General features: G+C 36.5%; 17 protein-coding genes and 2 tRNA genes. 17 read left to right on the plus strand and 2 right to left on the minus strand.

Going from position 1 to position 18,808, the window contains the following annotated elements; translation table 11 throughout:
• Window positions 1-103 precede the first annotated feature (103 nt).
• The 17 genes from EIB73_RS00795 (at window position 104) to EIB73_RS00875 (ending at window position 14,433) form a co-directional block, all read left to right on the plus strand.
• Window positions 104-877, plus strand: a complete 774-nt coding sequence (locus tag EIB73_RS00795) for a ParA family protein (RefSeq protein ID WP_125021703.1) — start codon at window positions 104-106, stop codon at window positions 875-877.
• 58 nt (window positions 878-935) lie between these two features.
• The gene (locus EIB73_RS00800; RefSeq protein ID WP_125021705.1) at window positions 936-1,823 is read left to right on the plus strand and encodes a ParB/RepB/Spo0J family partition protein; all 888 of its coding nucleotides are present in this window, start codon (window positions 936-938) and stop codon (window positions 1,821-1,823) included.
• The gene (locus tag EIB73_RS00805) at window positions 1,820-2,452 is read left to right on the plus strand and encodes a DUF5683 domain-containing protein (protein WP_125021707.1); all 633 of its coding nucleotides are present in this window, start codon (window positions 1,820-1,822) and stop codon (window positions 2,450-2,452) included. The genes EIB73_RS00800 and EIB73_RS00805 overlap by 4 nt, the downstream gene beginning before the upstream one ends.
• Window positions 2,453-2,484: 32 nt before the next feature.
• A complete protein-coding gene (gene dapB / locus EIB73_RS00810) occupies window positions 2,485-3,189 on the plus strand; it encodes a 4-hydroxy-tetrahydrodipicolinate reductase (protein ID WP_125021708.1) in 705 nt (234 codons plus the stop codon).
• Window positions 3,190-3,290: 101 nt separating this feature from the next.
• The gene (gene lepB / locus EIB73_RS00815; RefSeq protein WP_125021710.1) at window positions 3,291-4,940 is read left to right on the plus strand and encodes a signal peptidase I; all 1,650 of its coding nucleotides are present in this window, start codon (window positions 3,291-3,293) and stop codon (window positions 4,938-4,940) included.
• 153 nt (window positions 4,941-5,093) lie between these two features.
• Complete coding sequence (locus tag EIB73_RS00820) at window positions 5,094-5,705, plus strand: WbqC family protein (protein ID WP_125021712.1); 612 nt, start codon at window positions 5,094-5,096, stop codon at window positions 5,703-5,705.
• Window positions 5,706-5,713: 8 nt separating this feature from the next.
• Window positions 5,714-7,417: a S8 family serine peptidase gene (locus EIB73_RS00825; protein ID WP_125021714.1), complete on the plus strand. Its 1,704-nt coding sequence runs from the start codon at window positions 5,714-5,716 to the stop codon at window positions 7,415-7,417.
• Window positions 7,418-7,514: 97 nt separating this feature from the next.
• On the plus strand, window positions 7,515-7,994 hold the full coding sequence (locus tag EIB73_RS00830; protein ID WP_125021716.1) for a lipocalin family protein: 480 nt from the start codon (window positions 7,515-7,517) through the stop codon (window positions 7,992-7,994).
• Window positions 7,995-8,023: 29 nt separating this feature from the next.
• A complete protein-coding gene (locus tag EIB73_RS00835; protein WP_125021718.1) occupies window positions 8,024-8,716 on the plus strand; it encodes an OmpA family protein in 693 nt (230 codons plus the stop codon).
• Window positions 8,717-8,804: 88 nt separating this feature from the next.
• Window positions 8,805-9,692 carry a decaprenyl-phosphate phosphoribosyltransferase gene (locus tag EIB73_RS00840; RefSeq protein ID WP_125021720.1) on the plus strand — a complete coding sequence of 296 codons (888 nt, stop codon included), beginning with the start codon at window positions 8,805-8,807 and terminating at the stop codon, window positions 9,690-9,692.
• Window positions 9,689-11,002 carry an FAD-binding oxidoreductase gene (locus EIB73_RS00845; RefSeq protein WP_125021722.1) on the plus strand — a complete coding sequence of 438 codons (1,314 nt, stop codon included), beginning with the start codon at window positions 9,689-9,691 and terminating at the stop codon, window positions 11,000-11,002. Before EIB73_RS00840 ends, EIB73_RS00845 begins: the two co-directional genes overlap by 4 nt.
• A gap of 52 nt (window positions 11,003-11,054) precedes the next feature.
• On the plus strand, window positions 11,055-11,780 hold the full coding sequence (locus EIB73_RS00850) for an SDR family NAD(P)-dependent oxidoreductase (RefSeq protein WP_125021724.1): 726 nt from the start codon (window positions 11,055-11,057) through the stop codon (window positions 11,778-11,780).
• 51 nt (window positions 11,781-11,831) lie between these two features.
• Window positions 11,832-12,419 carry an HAD family hydrolase gene (locus EIB73_RS00855; protein WP_125021726.1) on the plus strand — a complete coding sequence of 196 codons (588 nt, stop codon included), beginning with the start codon at window positions 11,832-11,834 and terminating at the stop codon, window positions 12,417-12,419.
• 39 nt (window positions 12,420-12,458) lie between these two features.
• The gene (locus EIB73_RS00860) at window positions 12,459-13,634 is read left to right on the plus strand and encodes a cysteine desulfurase family protein (RefSeq protein ID WP_125021728.1); all 1,176 of its coding nucleotides are present in this window, start codon (window positions 12,459-12,461) and stop codon (window positions 13,632-13,634) included.
• 77 nt (window positions 13,635-13,711) lie between these two features.
• Complete coding sequence (trxA, locus tag EIB73_RS00865; protein WP_125021730.1) at window positions 13,712-14,029, plus strand: thioredoxin; 318 nt, start codon at window positions 13,712-13,714, stop codon at window positions 14,027-14,029.
• Between the two features lie 224 nt (window positions 14,030-14,253).
• Window positions 14,254-14,327: transfer RNA gene (locus EIB73_RS00870), tRNA-Asp, on the plus strand.
• A gap of 32 nt (window positions 14,328-14,359) precedes the next feature.
• Window positions 14,360-14,433, plus strand: a tRNA-Asp gene (locus EIB73_RS00875).
• Window positions 14,434-14,543: 110 nt separating this feature from the next.
• Here the strand turns inward: EIB73_RS00875 and EIB73_RS00880 are convergent.
• Window positions 14,544-17,609, minus strand: coding sequence for a DNA polymerase III subunit alpha (locus tag EIB73_RS00880; protein WP_125021732.1), 3,066 nt, complete (start codon window positions 17,607-17,609; stop codon window positions 14,544-14,546).
• A gap of 9 nt (window positions 17,610-17,618) precedes the next feature.
• The gene (gene dinB, locus EIB73_RS00885; protein WP_125021734.1) at window positions 17,619-18,761 is read right to left on the minus strand and encodes a DNA polymerase IV; all 1,143 of its coding nucleotides are present in this window, start codon (window positions 18,759-18,761) and stop codon (window positions 17,619-17,621) included.
• Window positions 18,762-18,808 lie beyond the last annotated feature (47 nt).

Raw genomic sequence — 18,808 nt, forward strand, 5'->3', positions numbered from 1 at the left:
ATTTCCAATCCTTTGTTTTATAATACTTTAACTTTATTTAAAGGTTTCGGAATCGTTTGAAAATGATAAAAAAGTGTATTTTTGGAGATTAAATTTTTATACCATGGCGAAAATTATAGGAGTTGCAAATCAGAAAGGTGGGGTAGGTAAAACAACCACCGCAGTTAATCTGGCAGCAGCATTAGGGGTTTTAGAGAAAAAAATTCTCTTGATCGATGCTGATCCTCAGGCAAATGCAACTTCGGGTTTGGGTATTGAAGACGCTACTTTTTCTACTTATCACTTGTTGGAACACAGTGTTGAAGTAGAAAAATGTATACAGAAAACAGCTTCTCCAAACCTGGATATTATTCCGTCACATATTGATTTGGTGGCGGCAGAAATTGAATTGGTAGATCGCGAGAATCGTGAATATATGCTTAAAAAGGCTTTGGAAACCATCAAAAATGACTACGATTACATCATTATTGACTGTGCGCCAAGTTTAGGTTTGATCACGGTAAATGCCTTAACTGCCTCAGATTCTGTCATCATTCCCATTCAGTGTGAATATTTTGCCTTGGAAGGTTTAGGTAAATTATTGAACACCATTAAAAACGTTCAGAAAATTCATAACCCTGATTTAGATATCGAAGGTTTGCTTTTAACCATGTTTGATTCTCGTTTGCGGCTTTCAAATCAAGTGGTAGAAGAAGTTCATCTTCATTTTCCGGAAATGGTTTTCGAAACAATTATCAGTCGAAATGTGCGTTTAAGTGAAGCTCCAAGTTTTGGAGAGAGCATTTTAAATTATGATGCGGAAAGTAAAGGTGCCATTCAGTATCTGCAATTGGCAGAAGAGGTTTTATTAAAAAATGAAAACCTTATTAATAATTAAGAAAAATTTGAGGAGCTTGATACATTTAAGCACCTGAAATCAACAAAATATTTTTAGAATGAAGGATAAGAAAAGAGCAATGGGTCGCGGTTTAGGCGCAATTTTGAGTGCAGAATCCAAAGCGTCGGTCAACTCAGCTACAGATGAAGGAGCAGACAAATTTGTGGGTAATATTATGGAAGTCGCGATTGAAGATATCGAAGCGAATGCCTCCCAACCCAGAACCTACTTTGATGAAAAAGCGCTGAATGATTTAGCACAGTCAATCCGAAATTTAGGCGTGATTCAGCCAATTACTTTACGAAAAGACGGAAGTAAATTCGAAATTATTTCCGGTGAACGTCGTTTTAGAGCCAGTAAAATTGCAGGATTGAAAAGTATTCCTGCCTACATACGTTTGGTTAATGATCAGGAATTGCTGGAAATGGCTTTGGTTGAAAATATCCAGAGAGAAGATTTAGATGCAATCGAAATTGCTTTAACTTACCAAAGATTATTGGAGGAAATTGGCATGACTCAGGAAAATTTAAGTCAACGCGTCGGGAAGGAAAGAAGTACCATTACCAATTCCATCCGTTTGCTGCGCTTAAGTCCCGATATTCAGAATGCTATTCGAAGTGGCGAAATTTCTGCCGGTCATGGCCGTGCCATCATCAGTGTCGAAGATCCTGAAAAACAACAGGAATTCTTTAATAAAATAGTTAAAGAAAATCTAAGTGTTCGTCAGGCAGAACAAGAAGCCAGTTTGATGAAGGAGCCGAAAGTTTCACTTAAAAAAACTCCTGCTGCAAAACCTAATCATTATAAAAAGTTCGAGAAAAATTTAGCGGATATTTTAGACGTAAAGGTTGAAATAAAAACCGCGGCCAATGGCAAGAAAGGGAAAATAGTGCTCGATTTTAAGAATGAAGAAGAGCTGGATCAAATTCTTTCACATTTTAGATGATGCAAAGATTCACCCTATTAATTTTATTCCTTTTTTCTCTACAGGTTTTCGCACAAATCAGTCCGAAAGATACGATCCGTGTAGAAAATTACCCTACGGATTCGGTGTCTACTAAAAAAGCACCCTCCGATATTGCAGTCTTAGAAGATATCAAGGAAGCAAATGCTCCTGCCAAAGCAATGAAATATAATCCTACCAAAGCGGGATTGTATTCTGCCGTATTGCCGGGGTTAGGACAATATTATAATCGAAAATACTGGAAAATACCTATTGTTTGGGGCGCAATCGGAACCGGTGTTGGCGTAACTTTGTGGAATCAAAAAAGGTATGACCGGTATCGTGATGCTTTTATAGCCGAATTGAATGGGCAGGAACATGAGTTTTCCGATATTCCGGGGGTTACCAAAGAAGTGTTGGGGCGAACACAGGATCGCGCAAAAAGACAACGGGATTATGCAATCGCAATTACAAGTTTAATCTATGTTCTGAATATTGTAGATGCCGTAGTTGATGCGCATTTATATGAAGGTAGAAAAGATCCGGATTTAGCCTTAAAACCCACTGTGATTTTTGACGAGTTTGGTAAAACAAATTCAAAAGCAGGATTAAGTCTAAGTTATAATTTTTAATTTAAAATCATACGCCTGAGCGTATTACCGTTATGAAAATAGCATTGGTTGGTTACGGAAAAATGGGGCATATTATTGACGATATTGCCACCAAAAAAGGCCATGAAATTGTAGCCAGATTAAATGAGACGCCAACAAAGGATAATTTAAATAATCCGGATGTGATCATTGAGTTTTCTAATCCGGAAGTTGCTTTTGAAAATATTAAAGTAGGTCTGGAACATAACATTCCTGTAATTTGTGGAACAACGGGTTGGCTGGACCGTAAATCTGAAATCGAGGAAATTGCCTTAAAAAATAATACCGCTTTTTTATATGGGTCAAATTTTTCTTTAGGCGTTAATCTTTTTTTTGCTTTGAATGAAAAATTAGCTGATTTAATGAAAGGTTTTCCAGAATACCAGGTTCAGCTCGAAGAAATTCACCACACGCACAAGAAAGATGCGCCAAGTGGAACCGCCATTTCCTTAGCGGAAGGAATTATAAAAAACGATGACCGTTTCGATGCCTGGAAACTGGACGAAACTCAAAATAAAGAACTCGGTATTTTTGCCTTGCGACAAGATGAAGTTCCTGGTACACACCGCGTCTCTTATAAAAGCGCCGTTGATGAACTTGAAATTAAACATACCGCTTTTAACAGAAATGGATTTGCACTCGGTGCAGTAATTGCCGCAGAATGGATTATCGGCAAAAAAGGAAATTTCACCATAAAAGATGTCCTGTTTGATAAATAATAAAAGTTTTACGAATTAATTAGTCATTCTAAATGACTTATAAAGCGTGGATCTGTAACAATATTCAATAAAATTAAACTAATAGCCATAAGCTACAAAATATGGATTACTTTCTTACTTATTCGGTTTACGTCCTGATTATTTCAGTGTTAATGGGACTTTCAACTTGGAAACTTTTCAAAATAATGGGTTATAACCCTCTTTTTGCTTTCGTTCCCTTTTATAATTATTATATTGTTTTAAAGGAAACGGGACATTCAAAATGGTGGGCGATACTTTCTTATCTTCCTATTATAGGACCTATTATGATGACGGTTTTTCATTTGTTCTTAATGAGTCATTTTGGCAAATCTTCTTTTGTTCAGAAGCTTCTTACCATTATTCTTCCGTTTATTTATATGGCGTCAGTCAATTACTCCAAAGATCCGGAGGTTCAGAAAGAAGAATTATATCTTACCAACGAAGAACACCTGGAAAAGAAAAAAGATACTTTTGTAGGATCAATTACTTTTGCGGTGGTATTCGCGACGGTTATTCATATTTTCGTTACCCAGCCTTTTGGTATTCCTACGGGATCTATGGAACGTACATTAATGGTCGGCGATTTTCTTTTTGTGAATAAATGGTCTTACGGCTACAGAATGCCAATGCGACCGGTTGCGATCCCATTCTTGCAGGGAACCATTATGGATACCGGGGAAAAAGGAAATCCGAAAGATGATCCAAAATCATATGTAGAAGGAGTTAAATTGCCTTACCTTAGGTTATTACAGTTAAAAAAGCCGAAGAAAAATGACATCGTCGTTTTTAATTATCCTCAGGATTCGGTTCATACTGCAATTGACCGAAAAGATCCTTATGTTAAAAGATGTGTTGCAGTGGCAGGAGATGTTCTTGAATTTAGAGCAGGTAAACTTTCCATCAATGGAAAGCCTGAACAGATTTTAGGCGATCAGCAAATGCAGCACAAGTATATTGCAACAACCGGAAGTCAGCTCGATATTCCCGCATTATACAGAACCTATGGATTTTTACCGGTTCAGGAAGTTCAGACTCAAAATGGATTTCTCTACGATTTCCAAGGTCTAACGGATAAGACTGCAAAAGAAATTAGAGAACTGCCTCAGATCATAGAACTAAAAGAGCATATTTGGGAAAAAGATACTCCCGGAGTTTCATATAAGGTTAATGCCGCAAGAGATGCTTACACCAAAAATATCGACACCACCCAATCGATCTTCCCTATCAATAAAGGCTGGAACCAAGATTGGTACGGACCGCTCAGAATTCCGAAAAAAGGCGACGTTGTTACTTTAAATCAGGAAACTTTGCCCGAATATCAATGGATTATTTCTGAATACGAACATCATCATCTTGAAAATAAGAACGGTAAAATTTTTATCGATGGCAAAGAAGCAACCCAATATACCATTCAGCAGGATTACTATATGATGATCGGGGACAACCGTGATGCTTCCTTAGATGCCCGTTTTTTCGGCTTTGTTCCGGAAGAAAATATCGTAGGATCGCCTATGTTTACTTGGTTAAGTGTTGAGGGGCTTTTCGCCGACAACAGTTCTACCTATCAGCCGGCTGGTAAAACAATCCGTTGGGACCGTATGTTCAAAGCAACCAATACCGGAGAATTGCATAAAACATCCTATTGGTGGGTTGCGGTATTGATTTTAGGCCTCTTTTTCGGCTGGGATTATATTATGAAACTTTTCAAAAAGAAAGAAGAAGATATTTAATTTTTTTAGGAGCTGTTTCCCGCTGTCCGCTCTATCTTTTATTCCACTGAAGTTTCATAAAAGGATGCCGCTTCCATCGGGGCTAGGAATTTCGTTTTTTAAACAATGAATTTGTAATAATTTACAAGATCATCAATAAATCATTTGAATACAATGCAAGTTTTATTACCCATATTTTATCTTCCACCAATTTCCTGGTTCTCCATTTTTTTAAACCCAGATCACGAAGTTATTTTTGAAAAATTTGAGAATTTTCCGAAGCAAACCTTCCGTAACAGAACCAATGTTTACGGTGCTAATGGTAAATTATCATTGATCATTCCTATTAATCATGATGGTACAAGACTGATCAGCGAAATTAATGTTTCGCACCGGGAAAAGTGGCAACAGATTCATTGGAAATCTATAAAAACAGCGTATCAGAGCTCCCCATTTTTTGAATTTTATGAGGATCAACTCGAAAAAATCTTCACTTTTAAAACAAATTCTTTAATGGAATTTAACCTTCATGCTTTAAAAATCATCCAAAAGATCTTGAAAGTAGAAAAGGACTTTACATTCACAGAAGAGTATTTCAAAGAACCGGAGCAACAGAACTACAGAGATCAATTCTCACCCAAACTCCAGACAAACTTCGACATGGAAGAATATTATCAGACATTTTCTGATAAATATGGTTTTTTAGAGGACTTGTCCATAATTGATCTTCTTTGTAACAAAGGCCCGGAATCTTTGACTTATATAAATAATATTAAATCGAAATAGTGATACATATGAAAAAGATACTGATTGCAGCATGGTTTATGACAGGATTTGCAGCATTTGCACAAACTGCAGACACCACATTAGACCCAATGAAAGACAAAGATTTGATGACTTGGTATCATCAGGACTTTGCCTCAAGTAATGTATATGGAGTCAATACCCAAAACGCTTATAAATTTTTAGAATCCAAAGGTCTGACACCAAAACCAGTTATTGTTGGTGTTTTGGATAGTGGAGTTCAGGTCGACCATCCCGGTTTGATTCAGAATATGTGGAAGAACCCTAATGAGGTTCCTAATAATGGGAAAGACGATGATGGCAATGGCTACATTGATGATGTATATGGCTGGAATTTCAGTGGTGGGAAAAATGGCGACATCGATATCGACAATATGGAAGTTACGCGGGTCGTTAAAAAATATCAACCCATTTTCGAAGGTCCAAATTCTACCGAAAACAAAGCAAATCAGGCAAAGATGCCTGCAGAATTTGCAATGTACATGACCTCAAAAGAAATTTTTACCAAAAAAAGCGTTGAGGCTAAACAAAATTATGAAACCTATAAGAGAATCCAGCAAATGATTCCTTCTATGATTTCACTACTGAATGGTCAAAACCTTACTCCTGAAGTGCTTGCTACGATTAAACCAGCAACGCCGGAACAGATGATGGCGGTGAATGTTCTGGGACAAATCAGCAGAGATCCTTCTATGGCAGGGAAATCACCCGCTGAAGTTCAGAAAGCACTGGAAGGTCAAATGAAAGAAGCTTTAGATTATTATGAGCCACAGGCAACAAAGCAGTATAACCTGGATTATGATCCGCGCGCTTCTATGGTTGGTGATGATTATGATAATTACAAAGAGAAAAATTACGGAAATAATCATTACGAAGGTCCTGATGCAAAACACGGTACACACGTGGCAGGAATTATTGCAGGATTACCACAAGGTGACCAGATACAATATGGTGTAGGATACAAAACGGCTAAGATTATGACCGTGCGTGCGGTACCGGATGGTGATGAAAGAGATAAAGATGTTGCAAATGCCATTCGATATGCCGTGGATAACGGCGCAAGAATTCTGAACATGAGTTTTGGAAAACCGGTTTCTCCGGGGAAAGAGGTCGTTTGGGAAGCTTTTAAATATGCCGAATCCAAAGGAGTGCTTTTGGTAAAAGCCGCCGGAAATGACAACGAAGATATTGCAGAGCATGTCTATTTTCCTACCAATTACAAGTCTGTAGAAGATGCGAAACCTTTTATTAACAATATGATTGTGGTAGGAGCTTCTACAAAAGATAATGAATTTTTGAGAGCTAATTTTTCCAATTACAATCAGAAATTGGTAAACGTTTTCGCTCCAGGTACTGAAATTTATTCTACCGTTCCCAAAAATACGTATGAATATCTTCAGGGAACATCCATGGCTTCTCCGGTTGTTGCCGGTGCAGCCTCAGTTTTACTGGCTCATATGCCAAATTTAACTCCTGCCCAGATCATTGAATCTTTCGTAAAAACTTCGAATAAATCAACTGTTAACGCGATGATCAGTTCGAATACAAATAACAGATTCGACCTGATTTCTGAAGCAGGCGGTGTAATTGATTTGAAAAAAGCCGCAGAATACGCATATACTAATTTTTACAAGCCTACTTCGACTAAAATTGCTCCGAGTAAGGTGAAAAAGAAAAAGGTAAGCAGAAAATAATTGAATACACTTCAAAAAAATCCGATTCGTCGGATTTTTTTGTTTTTAACATTATGGCACGGTTTTTTGTAAGTAATATCTAATTAATTTTAATACTATGAAAAATTTATTATTAGCAGGAATTATCGGAGCAGCAATGACTGTTTCATGTTCTACTGCAAAAACCGCACAAGCGAATAAGGCTGAATTTTTACAGTTGAAAGGAGATTGGGAAATTACAAGTGTTGATTACGACAGCAATTACAAAGTGAAGCCTTTTGATGAAAATGCAGATGCACAATGTTTCGTAGGCAGCCATTGGAGACTTATACCGAACAACTGGACGGGATCTTATACCATCAACGGTGGTGGTGATTGTCCGAGTGTTATACAGCCAATTAAATTCGAGGTCGTAAACGGAACTGAATTTAAGTTTAAAAAATTAATGGAAGGTTCAAAAGCAAAAGCAGTAACTTCCGGTTACTCTCTTAATTTAGTAAGTCAAACCAATGACAATTTTAGCTTAGAACAAAATATTCCGTCAAATGGAGAAAATGTAAGAGTAGTTTACAATTTTTCTAGAACTGGAATGAAATAATAAATATTAAAAAAATAAAATAAAACATTATGAAATTTATTAACAAAACAAGTATAGCAGCCTTATTTATCTCCACTTCAATGGTGATGACAAGTTGTGAAGCTGTAAAAAATTCAAATAATCAACAGAGAGGAACTGTTATAGGAACCTCTGCTGGTGCAGTATTGGGAGGCGTTCTTGGTAACAATATCGGTAAAGGTAAAAATGCACCTTTAGGAGCAGTACTTGGAGGAATTGTAGGAGGAGTTGCAGGTAACGTCATCGGTAGCAAAATGGATAAGCAAGCCAAAGAAATCAAAGAAACCCTTCCTGGAGCTGAAGTAGAAAGAGTAGGAGAAGGAATTAGAGTGACAATGAAAGAAAATATGGTCAACTTTGCTTTTGATTCTTCAAATTTAACTTCATCTGCTATGGCTAACCTCGATAAATTGGTTCAGGTTTTATCAAATAATCCGGATACCAACATTAATATCTACGGTTATACCGACAGTAAAGGTAGCGACAGTTATAACCTTTCATTATCTGACAGAAGAGCAGCTGCTGTAAAAAGCTATATGATGTCTAAAGGAATTGCTTCTTCCAGAATGATGACGATGGGTATGGGTGAGCAAGATCCAATTGCTTCTAATGATACCGATGCTGGTAGAGCAGAAAACAGAAGAGTAGAATTTGCAATTACTGCAAATGAAAATATGATCAACGATGCAAAATCAGGTCAATAAATAAAGATTGAATAAGATCTATAGAAATCCGCTTCGGCGGATTTTTTTATTATTAATTCACTAATTTTGCAACTGATTTTTTACATAAATGACGAAATATTTAAAACTGCTCCGTGTTGAACAATGGGTGAAAAACCTTTTTGTTTTTGCACCACTATTTTTTTCCGGAAATATTACCAATGTCGATTTGCTGACCCGAAGTATTTTGGCATTTATCATTTTTTCGCTTACGGCCAGCAGTATTTATATTATTAATGATTATTCAGATATTGAATCAGACCGGAAGCATCCTCAAAAAAAAGACAGACCCTTAGCCAGCGGTGTAATTTCGAAGGTTACTGCAAAAATAATTTTAGGAATTTTATTAGCAATCGTTGTTACGGTCGTTTTTAGTGCGAAAGACTATTTTGGAGACCATCTTTGGAAGTTTTCCTCCATCATTTCCTTTTACTTTGTGATGAATTTAGCCTACACTTTTAAATTGAAGCATGTGGCGATTGTTGATGTTTGTATTATCGCTATCGGTTTTGTTTTACGGGTTTTGGCAGGAGGTTATGCCACCGGTATTTTAATCTCGCAGTGGGCAATATTACTTACTTTTGTATTGGCACTGGTTTTAGCAATAGGAAAGCGAAGAGGGGAACTTATAAATGCTCAGATTTCAGGCAGAACAAGAAAATCACTCGATGGTTACAATGTTCAGTTTGCAGATATCGCACTTTCCATCAGTTGTGCATTGGCAATCGTTTGTTATTTAATGTTTACCTTATCACCAGAAGTGCAACAGAAATTCCATCCACGCGTTTTTTACACCGTATTTTTTGTAGTGTTTGCGTTTTTACGTTATCTGCAACAGACTTTGGTGTATAATAAAACCGAATCACCAACCAAAATTATTTACAAGGATCGTTATATTCAGGTAACCATGGTACTTTGGTTAGTTGCCTTTTTACTTCAAATTTATTTTAAAAAATGAAACCAAATTATAAACAGGAAGTAGCGAACTGGGGTAATTTTCCCGTAGTGGAAAAAGAAATGAAGTCTGAAGATTCTTTATCTAAAATAATAGACTTTGTAAAAAATCATAACGAAATTATTGCCCGCGGGAACGGCAGATGTTATGGCGATTCGGCACTCTCGGAACATATATTTTCTACCAAAAGACTCAATAAATTCATCAGTTTCGACCGTTTAAACGGTGTGATCGAATGTGAATCTGGCGTCTTACTTTCTCAGGTCTTAGAAGTAATTGTACCGCAAGGTTATTTTCTCTTTGTAACGCCCGGAACCAAATTTGTGACCGTGGGTGGCGCAATTGCATCTGATGTTCACGGTAAAAATCATCATGCTGAAGGTTGCTTTTCAGAATATGTTTTAGAATTTTCATTATTGAATGAAAGGGGAGAAGTCCTCAAATGTTCCCGAGATGAAAATCAGGAAAAATTTTGGGCAACCATTGGAGGAATGGGACTTACAGGAATCATTCTTTCGGCAAAATTCAAATTAAAAAATATAGAAACCTCTTATATTTATCAGGAAAGTATTAAAGCTGATAATTTAGACGAGATTTTCCGCCTCTTTGAAGAAAGTGAATCGTGGACTTATAATGTGGCCTGGATCGACTGTTTACAGAAAGATAAAAATTTGGGAAGAAGCATTCTGATGCGTGGCGAACATGCTTTTAAACATCAGATCTCTCAAAAACAGCAACAGAATCCTTTAGAATTAAAAAAAGGAATTAATCCATCTGTCCCTTTTTATTTTCCCGGCTTTGTTCTAAATAATCTGACGGTGAAATTGTTTAATTTGCTGTATTTCAATAAACAAAGAAAAAAAACAGTCAAAAATTTTGTTCATTACGAATCGTTTTTTTATCCGCTGGATATCGTTAACGACTGGAATAAAATTTATGGCAAAAAAGGTTTCATCCAGTATCAAATGGTGATTCCGAAAGAGAAAGGGAAAGAAGGCATGAGGAAAATTTTAGAAACCATTGCCAAAAGTGGAAACGGTTCTTTTCTCGCGGTCTTAAAACTTTTTGGTAAAAACAATCCCGAAGCATATAATTCTTTCCCGCAGGAAGGTTACACCTTGGCTTTGGATTTTAAAGTGAATTCAAAACTTAAAAAACTGGTCGCACAACTTGATTCGATTGTAGAGGAATATGGAGGGCGAATTTATTTAACCAAAGATTCTATGAGCAAATCTTCCTTGACCAATTATTTGGAGAATGTTCAAAATTCTAAATTTCAGTCTTTACAACAGAAAAGAATTCAAAATAGCTGATCAAAAATATTTTCTTATCCGAAATTAAAATGCCGAAAATTACACTATCAATATGATCGTTCTAGGAAGCAATTCAGAAGTAGCACAGGCCTTTGTGGAAAAAGCCTTAGATGCCGGGGAAAAATTTTCTAAAATTTTCCTCCTCACTTCAAATAAAGAAACGACCGAAAAATTTTCAAAACATCTCGAAGTAAAATATATTCAACAGTCTGAGATTATCGAACTTGATCTGTTACAGGAACTTGATTTTAATATGCTTGATGATATTAATTCTCATCTTCTCTTCTGCGCGACGGGATATCTTGGGGAAGGAACCGAGGAAGGGCTGTATGATGATCGAAATACAAAGAAAATAATCGATGTAAATTATGCTAAATTAATTCCTGTTCTTAATTTTTTTGCAGAGAAAATGGAAAGACAGCGTAGTGGTACCATGATCGTACTTTCCTCCGTAGCGGGTGACCGCGGTCGACAAAGTAATTTTATTTACGGCAGTGCAAAGGCTGGTTTAACTGCATATTTGAGCGGTTTGCGGAATTATCTTTTTAGTAAAAAAGTCCACGTGCTCACCATAAAGCCAGGTTTTATGGCGACTAAAATGACCGAAGGTTTGCCGCTCAATCCAAAATTAACGGCAAGTCCGAAACAGGCAGCTGAAGCCATTTACAAAGCTTACAAAAATAAAAAGAATGTAGCATATGTTTTACCGATATGGTCTATTATTATGTTGGTTATTAGAAATATACCCGAATTTATTTTTAAGAAATTTAAACTTTAATAAAATAAATTGTAAGTTTAAAGGAAACTTCTTAAAATCTATTTAAAAAAAATGAAAAAATTATACTGTTTTGATTTTGATGGAACTTTAACCTACAATGATACCATGTTTCTCTATCTCAAATTTTACAATTCCTCGAAATTCCGAATGCAGTTTGTGAAACATGTTCCTCTTTTTGTTTTATTAAAATTAAAGCTGGTAGAAGCTGAAAAAATCAAAAAGAGTTTTATTGCTTCTATTTTAAAGGGAGAATCAAAAGAGAAAATTGAAAAAAAATCCCAACAGTTTTTTGAAAAATACTATCCGGAAATTTTTCGGACAAATGCTTTAGAATTTATAGAGAGTATTGACCGGAACCACACTGAAAGTTATATTGTTTCTGCCTCTCTCGATATTTGGGTTCAACCTTTTGCAGAAAAATTTAAGATGAATCTGCTGGCGACCCGTGCGGAGTTTGTTGATGATATTTTCACGGGTAATTTTATTGGTAAAAATTGCAACGGAGCTGAAAAAGTAGAGCGGTTAAAAGAAGCGACTAAAGGTAAAAAATACGATAAAATTATTGCTTTTGGAGATACTTCGGGGGATCGTGAAATGATGGAGTGGGCAGATGAGAGTCAGTTTAAATTTTTTCATTAATTTTATGCTCCGAAAAATCTTATTAAGAAAATCTAATAAATGAATAAAATATATTTGGATAACGCGGCAACAACGCCACTTTCCGAAGAAGTAATAGATGCCATGGTTAATGTTCTAAAAAATAACTACGGCAATCCATCCTCCACGCACAGCTTAGGGCAGGAAGCTAAAATTTTAATTGAAAATGTTCGTAGGCAAGTAGCAGAATATTTAAAAGTTACGCCGGCGGAAATTATTTTTACGTCATGTGGAACAGAATCCAATAATATGATCATCAAATCTTGCGTGGATCATTGTGGAGTCGAAAGAATTATCACTTCACCTATGGAACATAAATGTGTTTCAGAAACCGTGATGGACCTGAAGAAAAGAAAAGGCATTGAAGTCGTTTATTTGCGTCCGGATAGCAGAGGAGATATCAGTATAGAAGAATTGGCAGAGGTTCTGAAGAATTCTGAAAAGAAAACTTTGGTTACTTTAATGCATGCAAATAACGAGATAGGAAATCTGTTAGACATTAAAAAGGTTGCGGAACTCTGCAAGGAGAATAATGCCCTGTTCCACTCTGATACGGTGCAATCAATGGCACATATGGATTTGGATTTCTCTGATATTCCGGTAGATTTTGCATCGTGCAGTGCCCATAAATTTCACGGTCCAAAAGGAAGTGGTTTTGCCTTTATCAGAAAAGCAACGGGCTTAAAAGGAATTATCACCGGAGGACCACAGGAAAGAAGTTTACGTGCAGGCACAGAAAACGTGTGTGGAATTGTAGGTTTAGGAAAAGCGCTGGAACTGTATTTAAATAATATGGATTCCTACGCAAATTACATCAAAGAAATTAAGCAATATGCCATTACGCAGCTTTCAGAAAAAATAAAGGGAGTTAAATTTAACGGCAGAAGTTCTGAAATGGACAAGAGCCTTTATACGGTATTAAGCGTTTTACTTCCTTTCAAAGATCCGATGATCGGTTTGAAATTAGATATGCAGGGAATCGCAATATCGCAGGGAAGTGCCTGTTCATCTGGCGCGTCTAAACCATCTATGGTGATGATGATGATTTTGGATGAGGAAGAGATGATGGAAACAACTCCATTGCGGGTTTCTTTCAGTCACTTGACCACCAAAGCGGAAATTGATGCGCTGGTAAGTGGTGTAGCGGAAATTGCACACGGCTTCGAGATAGAAAAAACAAATGTGGAGCATAGATAAATCAATCCCGAAATTGGCAGGAATATTGTAAATTTGACAAAGAAATTAGATACAAAAAAAATTTAAAAATTAGAAAAATGGCATTAGAGATTACAGATCAATCGTTTCAGGAAACGGTATTGAATTCAGATAAACCAGTATTAGTAGATTTTTGGGCAGTATGGTGTGGACCATGTAGAATGTTAGGACCCATCATCGAAGAAGTTGCTAATGATTTTGAAGGAAAAGCAATCGTAGGAAAAGTAGATGTTGATAACAATCAGCAGGTTTCTGTAGATTACGGAATTAGAAATATTCCTACTGTTTTGATTTTCAAAAACGGAGAAGTAGTAGACAAAATCGTTGGTGTAGCTTCAAAAGAAGTAATTACTGAAAAATTATCTGCACATTTATAAAATTAAGGTGCTTGAAAATGAGTGCTTTCCTAATTAGGGAAGCATTTTTTTTGAAAATTGTTTGGAGTGTCTGATAAAATTTGTACTTTTGCACTCACCAAAAAGAAAGACGTTCTTACAAACTAAAATATTCGATAATTCACCTGGTTGAAATCTATGATCAGTCATCTTAACAAGAGTTGACGACAGGTTTTCAAACGTGGTTTAAATTATTTATTCTAATTGATCCGGTAGTTCAGCTGGTTAGAATGCCGCCCTGTCACGGCGGAGGTCGCGGGTTCGAATCCCGTCCGGATCGCATAAGGTTTACAATTTTACTTTTACAAAATTGATCCGGTAGTTCAGCTGGTTAGAATGCCGCCCTGTCACGGCGGAGGTCGCGGGTTCGAATCCCGTCCGGATCGCAACTGCATAACAAGTAGTTCAAATGCTTTAAAACATTGTTTTTAAAGCATTTTTTTTGGTGCCTACTTGATAATCATATCCACAAAATTTTCTTTAAATATTTTCAAATTTATAAGGTTATAGTATTTATTTTCATTCTGGGTAAGCCAATTTCATGCTCTTGTGGATAAGGTTTTCGCGAAGTCATGCTTACGTCTTCCTTTAATTTATGCTGTGCTTCAGCAGATTTTTCTTTATCCATTGAATATCGGGGATCTGGTATAAACGGCATCTTTGCCATTTTATGAATGGTAATGGTGGGAAAATGAAAATCAACTTCTACCGTTCCCAGAAGCAAATAGCAGCCACCACCCTGAAATGGATATTGTGCAAGACAATCTGAAAAATGAGCGGTATCAAAATATTCTCCTTCCGCATCAATCCATGTTCCGAAAAACATGATTCCTCTTTTTGTGGGAACATGTTTTCTGGAAATAAGGTACGCCAGCATTTTTACCTGCTTTTTATGATATTTAATCAGATCTTTTGCCATTACTGTTCCTCGATATTTGGTCTGTAACAAATCAAAAGGACTGTAGGAAACGGGAAAACCTAAGATTTCAATTTCATCAAATGCATCTTCAAAAGGATTCCTGTTAATTTCCGGTAACTGATAGTTTTTTTGTGGCTCATCGAGTAAAGTGGCCTGTTTGAAAACGGTCTTATTGTTGGCCAATAAAAATCGTGCTTCTATTAACAGTTCGTGTTTTTGCTTTCCCGTAAATCGGAAAGCTCCAATAAAAATCAAAATCTGTAAAGTTTCAATACCGATCGGAATTCTTTTGGTAAAGTTTTCCAGGGATTCGTAATCTCCGTTAAGTTTTCTTTCTTCGGGAATCAGCATGCCAATTTTCTGATCCAGCTTTTCAATATGCATTAATCCGAGATAAACCTCGATTCCGTAAACGGTGGTTTGATATTCACTCAGATTAACACAAGGGTTGTTAATTATTGCGCCAGACATTTTAGCTTCATGAATATAAACTTCCGTTCTGTAGAAACCTCCACCATTATTGATGGCACACACCATAAACTCAATTGGATAATAAACTTTTAGATAGAGACTCTGATAGCTTTCTACGGCATAGGAAGCGGAATGAGCTTTGCAGAAAGAATATCCCGCAAATGATTCAATCTGACGGTAAACTTCTGAAGATAATTGCTCGGGATGTCCCAGTTTCTGACAGGATTCAAAGAAATGGTCTTTCACTTTTTGTAATGCTGATAAAGATCTTCCTTTACCGCTCATTGCGCGTCTCAATACATCTCCATCAGTGGCAGATAATCCACCGAAATGCAAGGCTATTTTAATTACATCTTCCTGATAGACCATAATTCCATACGTTTCGCCCAATTCCTTTTTAAAGACGTCATGAAAATATTCGAATTGGGTAGGATTGTTATGGCGGAAAATATATTCTTTCATCATTCCACTCTGCGCTACACCCGGCCGTATAATAGAAGATGCAGCGACCAATACTTTATAATTGTCACATTTTAGTCTTCTCAATAAGCCGCGCATGGCGGGACTTTCGATATAAAAGCACCCAATGGTTTTTCCGATACTCAGATATTCATTGCATTTTGTTTCGTTTTTTGAAAGCGTAGTATCTTTAATATCGATGGTTATTCCTCTTTTTTCTTTAACAAGGTCCACTGTATCTTTAATGGTACCCAATCCTCTCTGCGATAAAATATCAAATTTTTCCAAACCGATATCTTCTGCGGTGTGCATGTCAAACTGCACAATAGGAAAACCTTTGGGTGGCATTTCTAAAGCGGTATAATTGGTAATCGGTTCTTCGGAGATGAGGATTCCACATGAATGCATGCTTCTTTGATTGGGATATTTTTCTAAGAGCTTTCCGTATTTGTGAACCAATCGTGATACAGAATTTATATCGTGAGATTCCAGTGGTTTTGTAGCTAAAGCATCTAATTCTTCTTTAGGCAAACCAAAAGCTTTACCCACTTCCCGAAAAATAGATTTGTATTTAAATTCTACATTCGTTCCGCAGAATGCCACATGGTCTTTTCCATATTTATTAAAAATGTATTCTAAAATGGTATCTCTTGTTTGCCAGCTCCAGTCGATATCGAAATCGGGTGGCGTTTTTCGGTTAAGGTTTAAAAATCTCTCAAAATACAAGTCCAGTTCCAGTGGACAAATATCGGTGATGCCTATACAATAACTGACAATGGAATTGGCGCCGCTTCCCCTTCCCATATGCATAAAACCCATGCGGTTGCTGTACTGAATAATATCCCAGGTAATAAGGAAATAAGCACAGAAATTAAGCTGGTCTATAACGCCCAATTCTTTCTCCATTCTTGCTTTTGCTGCTATATTATCTGCGGAATATTTTCTGCTCAATCCTTCATAAGCCAGCTTTTCCAGCATTTTAAAGTCGTTTTTCTTACTGTCTGTAAAGTGTTTCTTGTTTTTAGGCGTGGAGAAATCAAAATCAAAACTGCATTCATTGACAATGTATTTGGTGTTCTCAATAATTTGGGGGTAATCCTTGAACTTATTTAAAAGCGCTTTCTTATTGACAAAAATTTCGGTGTCTTTACAATAATCATTTTCTGAAAGTTTACTGATTAAAGTATTTTGATCTATCGCTCTTAATATTTTATGCAGGTCATATTCCTCCTTCGTTTTAAAGGTAATGGGATGCAGAATCACCATTTTATGAAGCCAAGCCTTGAGTTCAGGTTTTATTAACAGGTTTAATTCTTCCGGTCTGATTCCAATAAATTCATGGTCCAGTAATTTTTCCGGAATATCTTGAAGAGAATAAATAACAATGGTGTTTTTTAAGATTGGGTTTTGTTTGGGAATATCGATGCCTTCACAATTGTAATCGGTTAAAAGCCTGTTGATCTCTGCAATACTTTTTTGATTCTTCGCCAGACAAATGTAGTAGAATTGGTTTTCAACCCGTGCTTCAACGCCTACAATAGGTTTGATGTTGCGGTCTTTGCAAAGTTTATAAAAATCATAGATTCCGGTAACAGTATTGATATCAGTGAGTGCCAATACTTTAATTTTAAAATCAGCAGCCTGCTTAACCAAATCCTGAACAGAAATGGTTCCATAACGTAAACTGTGATAAGAATGACAATTCAGAAACATAATCGATCACTATTTTAGTAAACCCGAGGCTCTGCCTACACTGGACGTGCCGAACCTGTTCTTAATTTTATCCATGGTTTGATATAAAGAGATGAGTTCTTCTGTATCATCAAACAAATTCATTTGATGACAGCCGTGCACCAAACCGGTGAATTTGATTCCAATCAGGCGAATTCTCATTCTTCGGGTATACACTTTTTTAAAAAGTTCCAAAACATATTTCAGCAAAGTGTGATCTGCTGAAGTGTATGGAATTTTGCACTGTTTGGTTTCTGTATCAAAATTTGAATATCTGATTTTTACAGAAATTGTTGAGGTAAGCCATTTTTCCTGTCTCAGCTGAAAAGCCAATTGTTCTACCATTCCGGACAATACACATCTGATTTGATGAATATCGATCGTGTCCTGAGAAAATGTGTTTTCCGTGGAGATTGATTTTCTTTCAGAATAGGGAATTACAGGAGTTTCATCGATGCCATTGGCTTTTTTCCAAAGGGTATGTCCATTTTTCCCTACAAGCTGCTGCAATACTTCGACAGGCATTTCAGAAAGGGTTTTTATCGTTTTTATTCCTAATCTTGAGAACAACTGAAAGGTTTCAGGTCCCACCATCGGAATCTTTCTTACAGACAAAGGATTTAAGAAATTTTGAATATTGGGTGCGGTCACTTCCAGCTTTCCTAGGGGTTTAGATTCTCCGGTCCCAATTTTTGAAACTGTTTTATTTGTCGATAAAGCAAAACTGATGGGAAGGCCGGTGTTTTTAAGGATCGATTCCGCAATTTCTGTGGTCCATTGATAGCACCCAAAAAACTGATCCATTCCGGAAAGATCCATATAAAATTCATCAATGCTTGCCTTTTCCAATACCGGAACTTTTTCTTTAATGATTTCTGTAACCGTATGTGACATATTGGAGTAGTATTCCATATCTCCTTTAATTACTTTTGCTTCCGGACATAATCTGAGCGCCATTTTTATAGGCATAGCGCTTCTTACCCCAAAATATCGTGCTTCATAAGAACAGGAGGCAACAACTCCACGATCTCCACCTCCCACGATAACAGGTGATTTTTCTAATGCTGAGTTTTTCAATCTTTCACAGGAGACAAAAAAGGTGTCTAAATCCATATGTGCAATCGCTCTTTCCATGTTGCAAAATTAGATTCATTTTGTATCATTTTTATTATATTTGCAGA

It is taken from the genome of Kaistella carnis (genome assembly GCF_003860585.1).
Taxonomy (GTDB): Bacteria; Bacteroidota; Bacteroidia; order Flavobacteriales; family Weeksellaceae; genus Kaistella; species Kaistella carnis.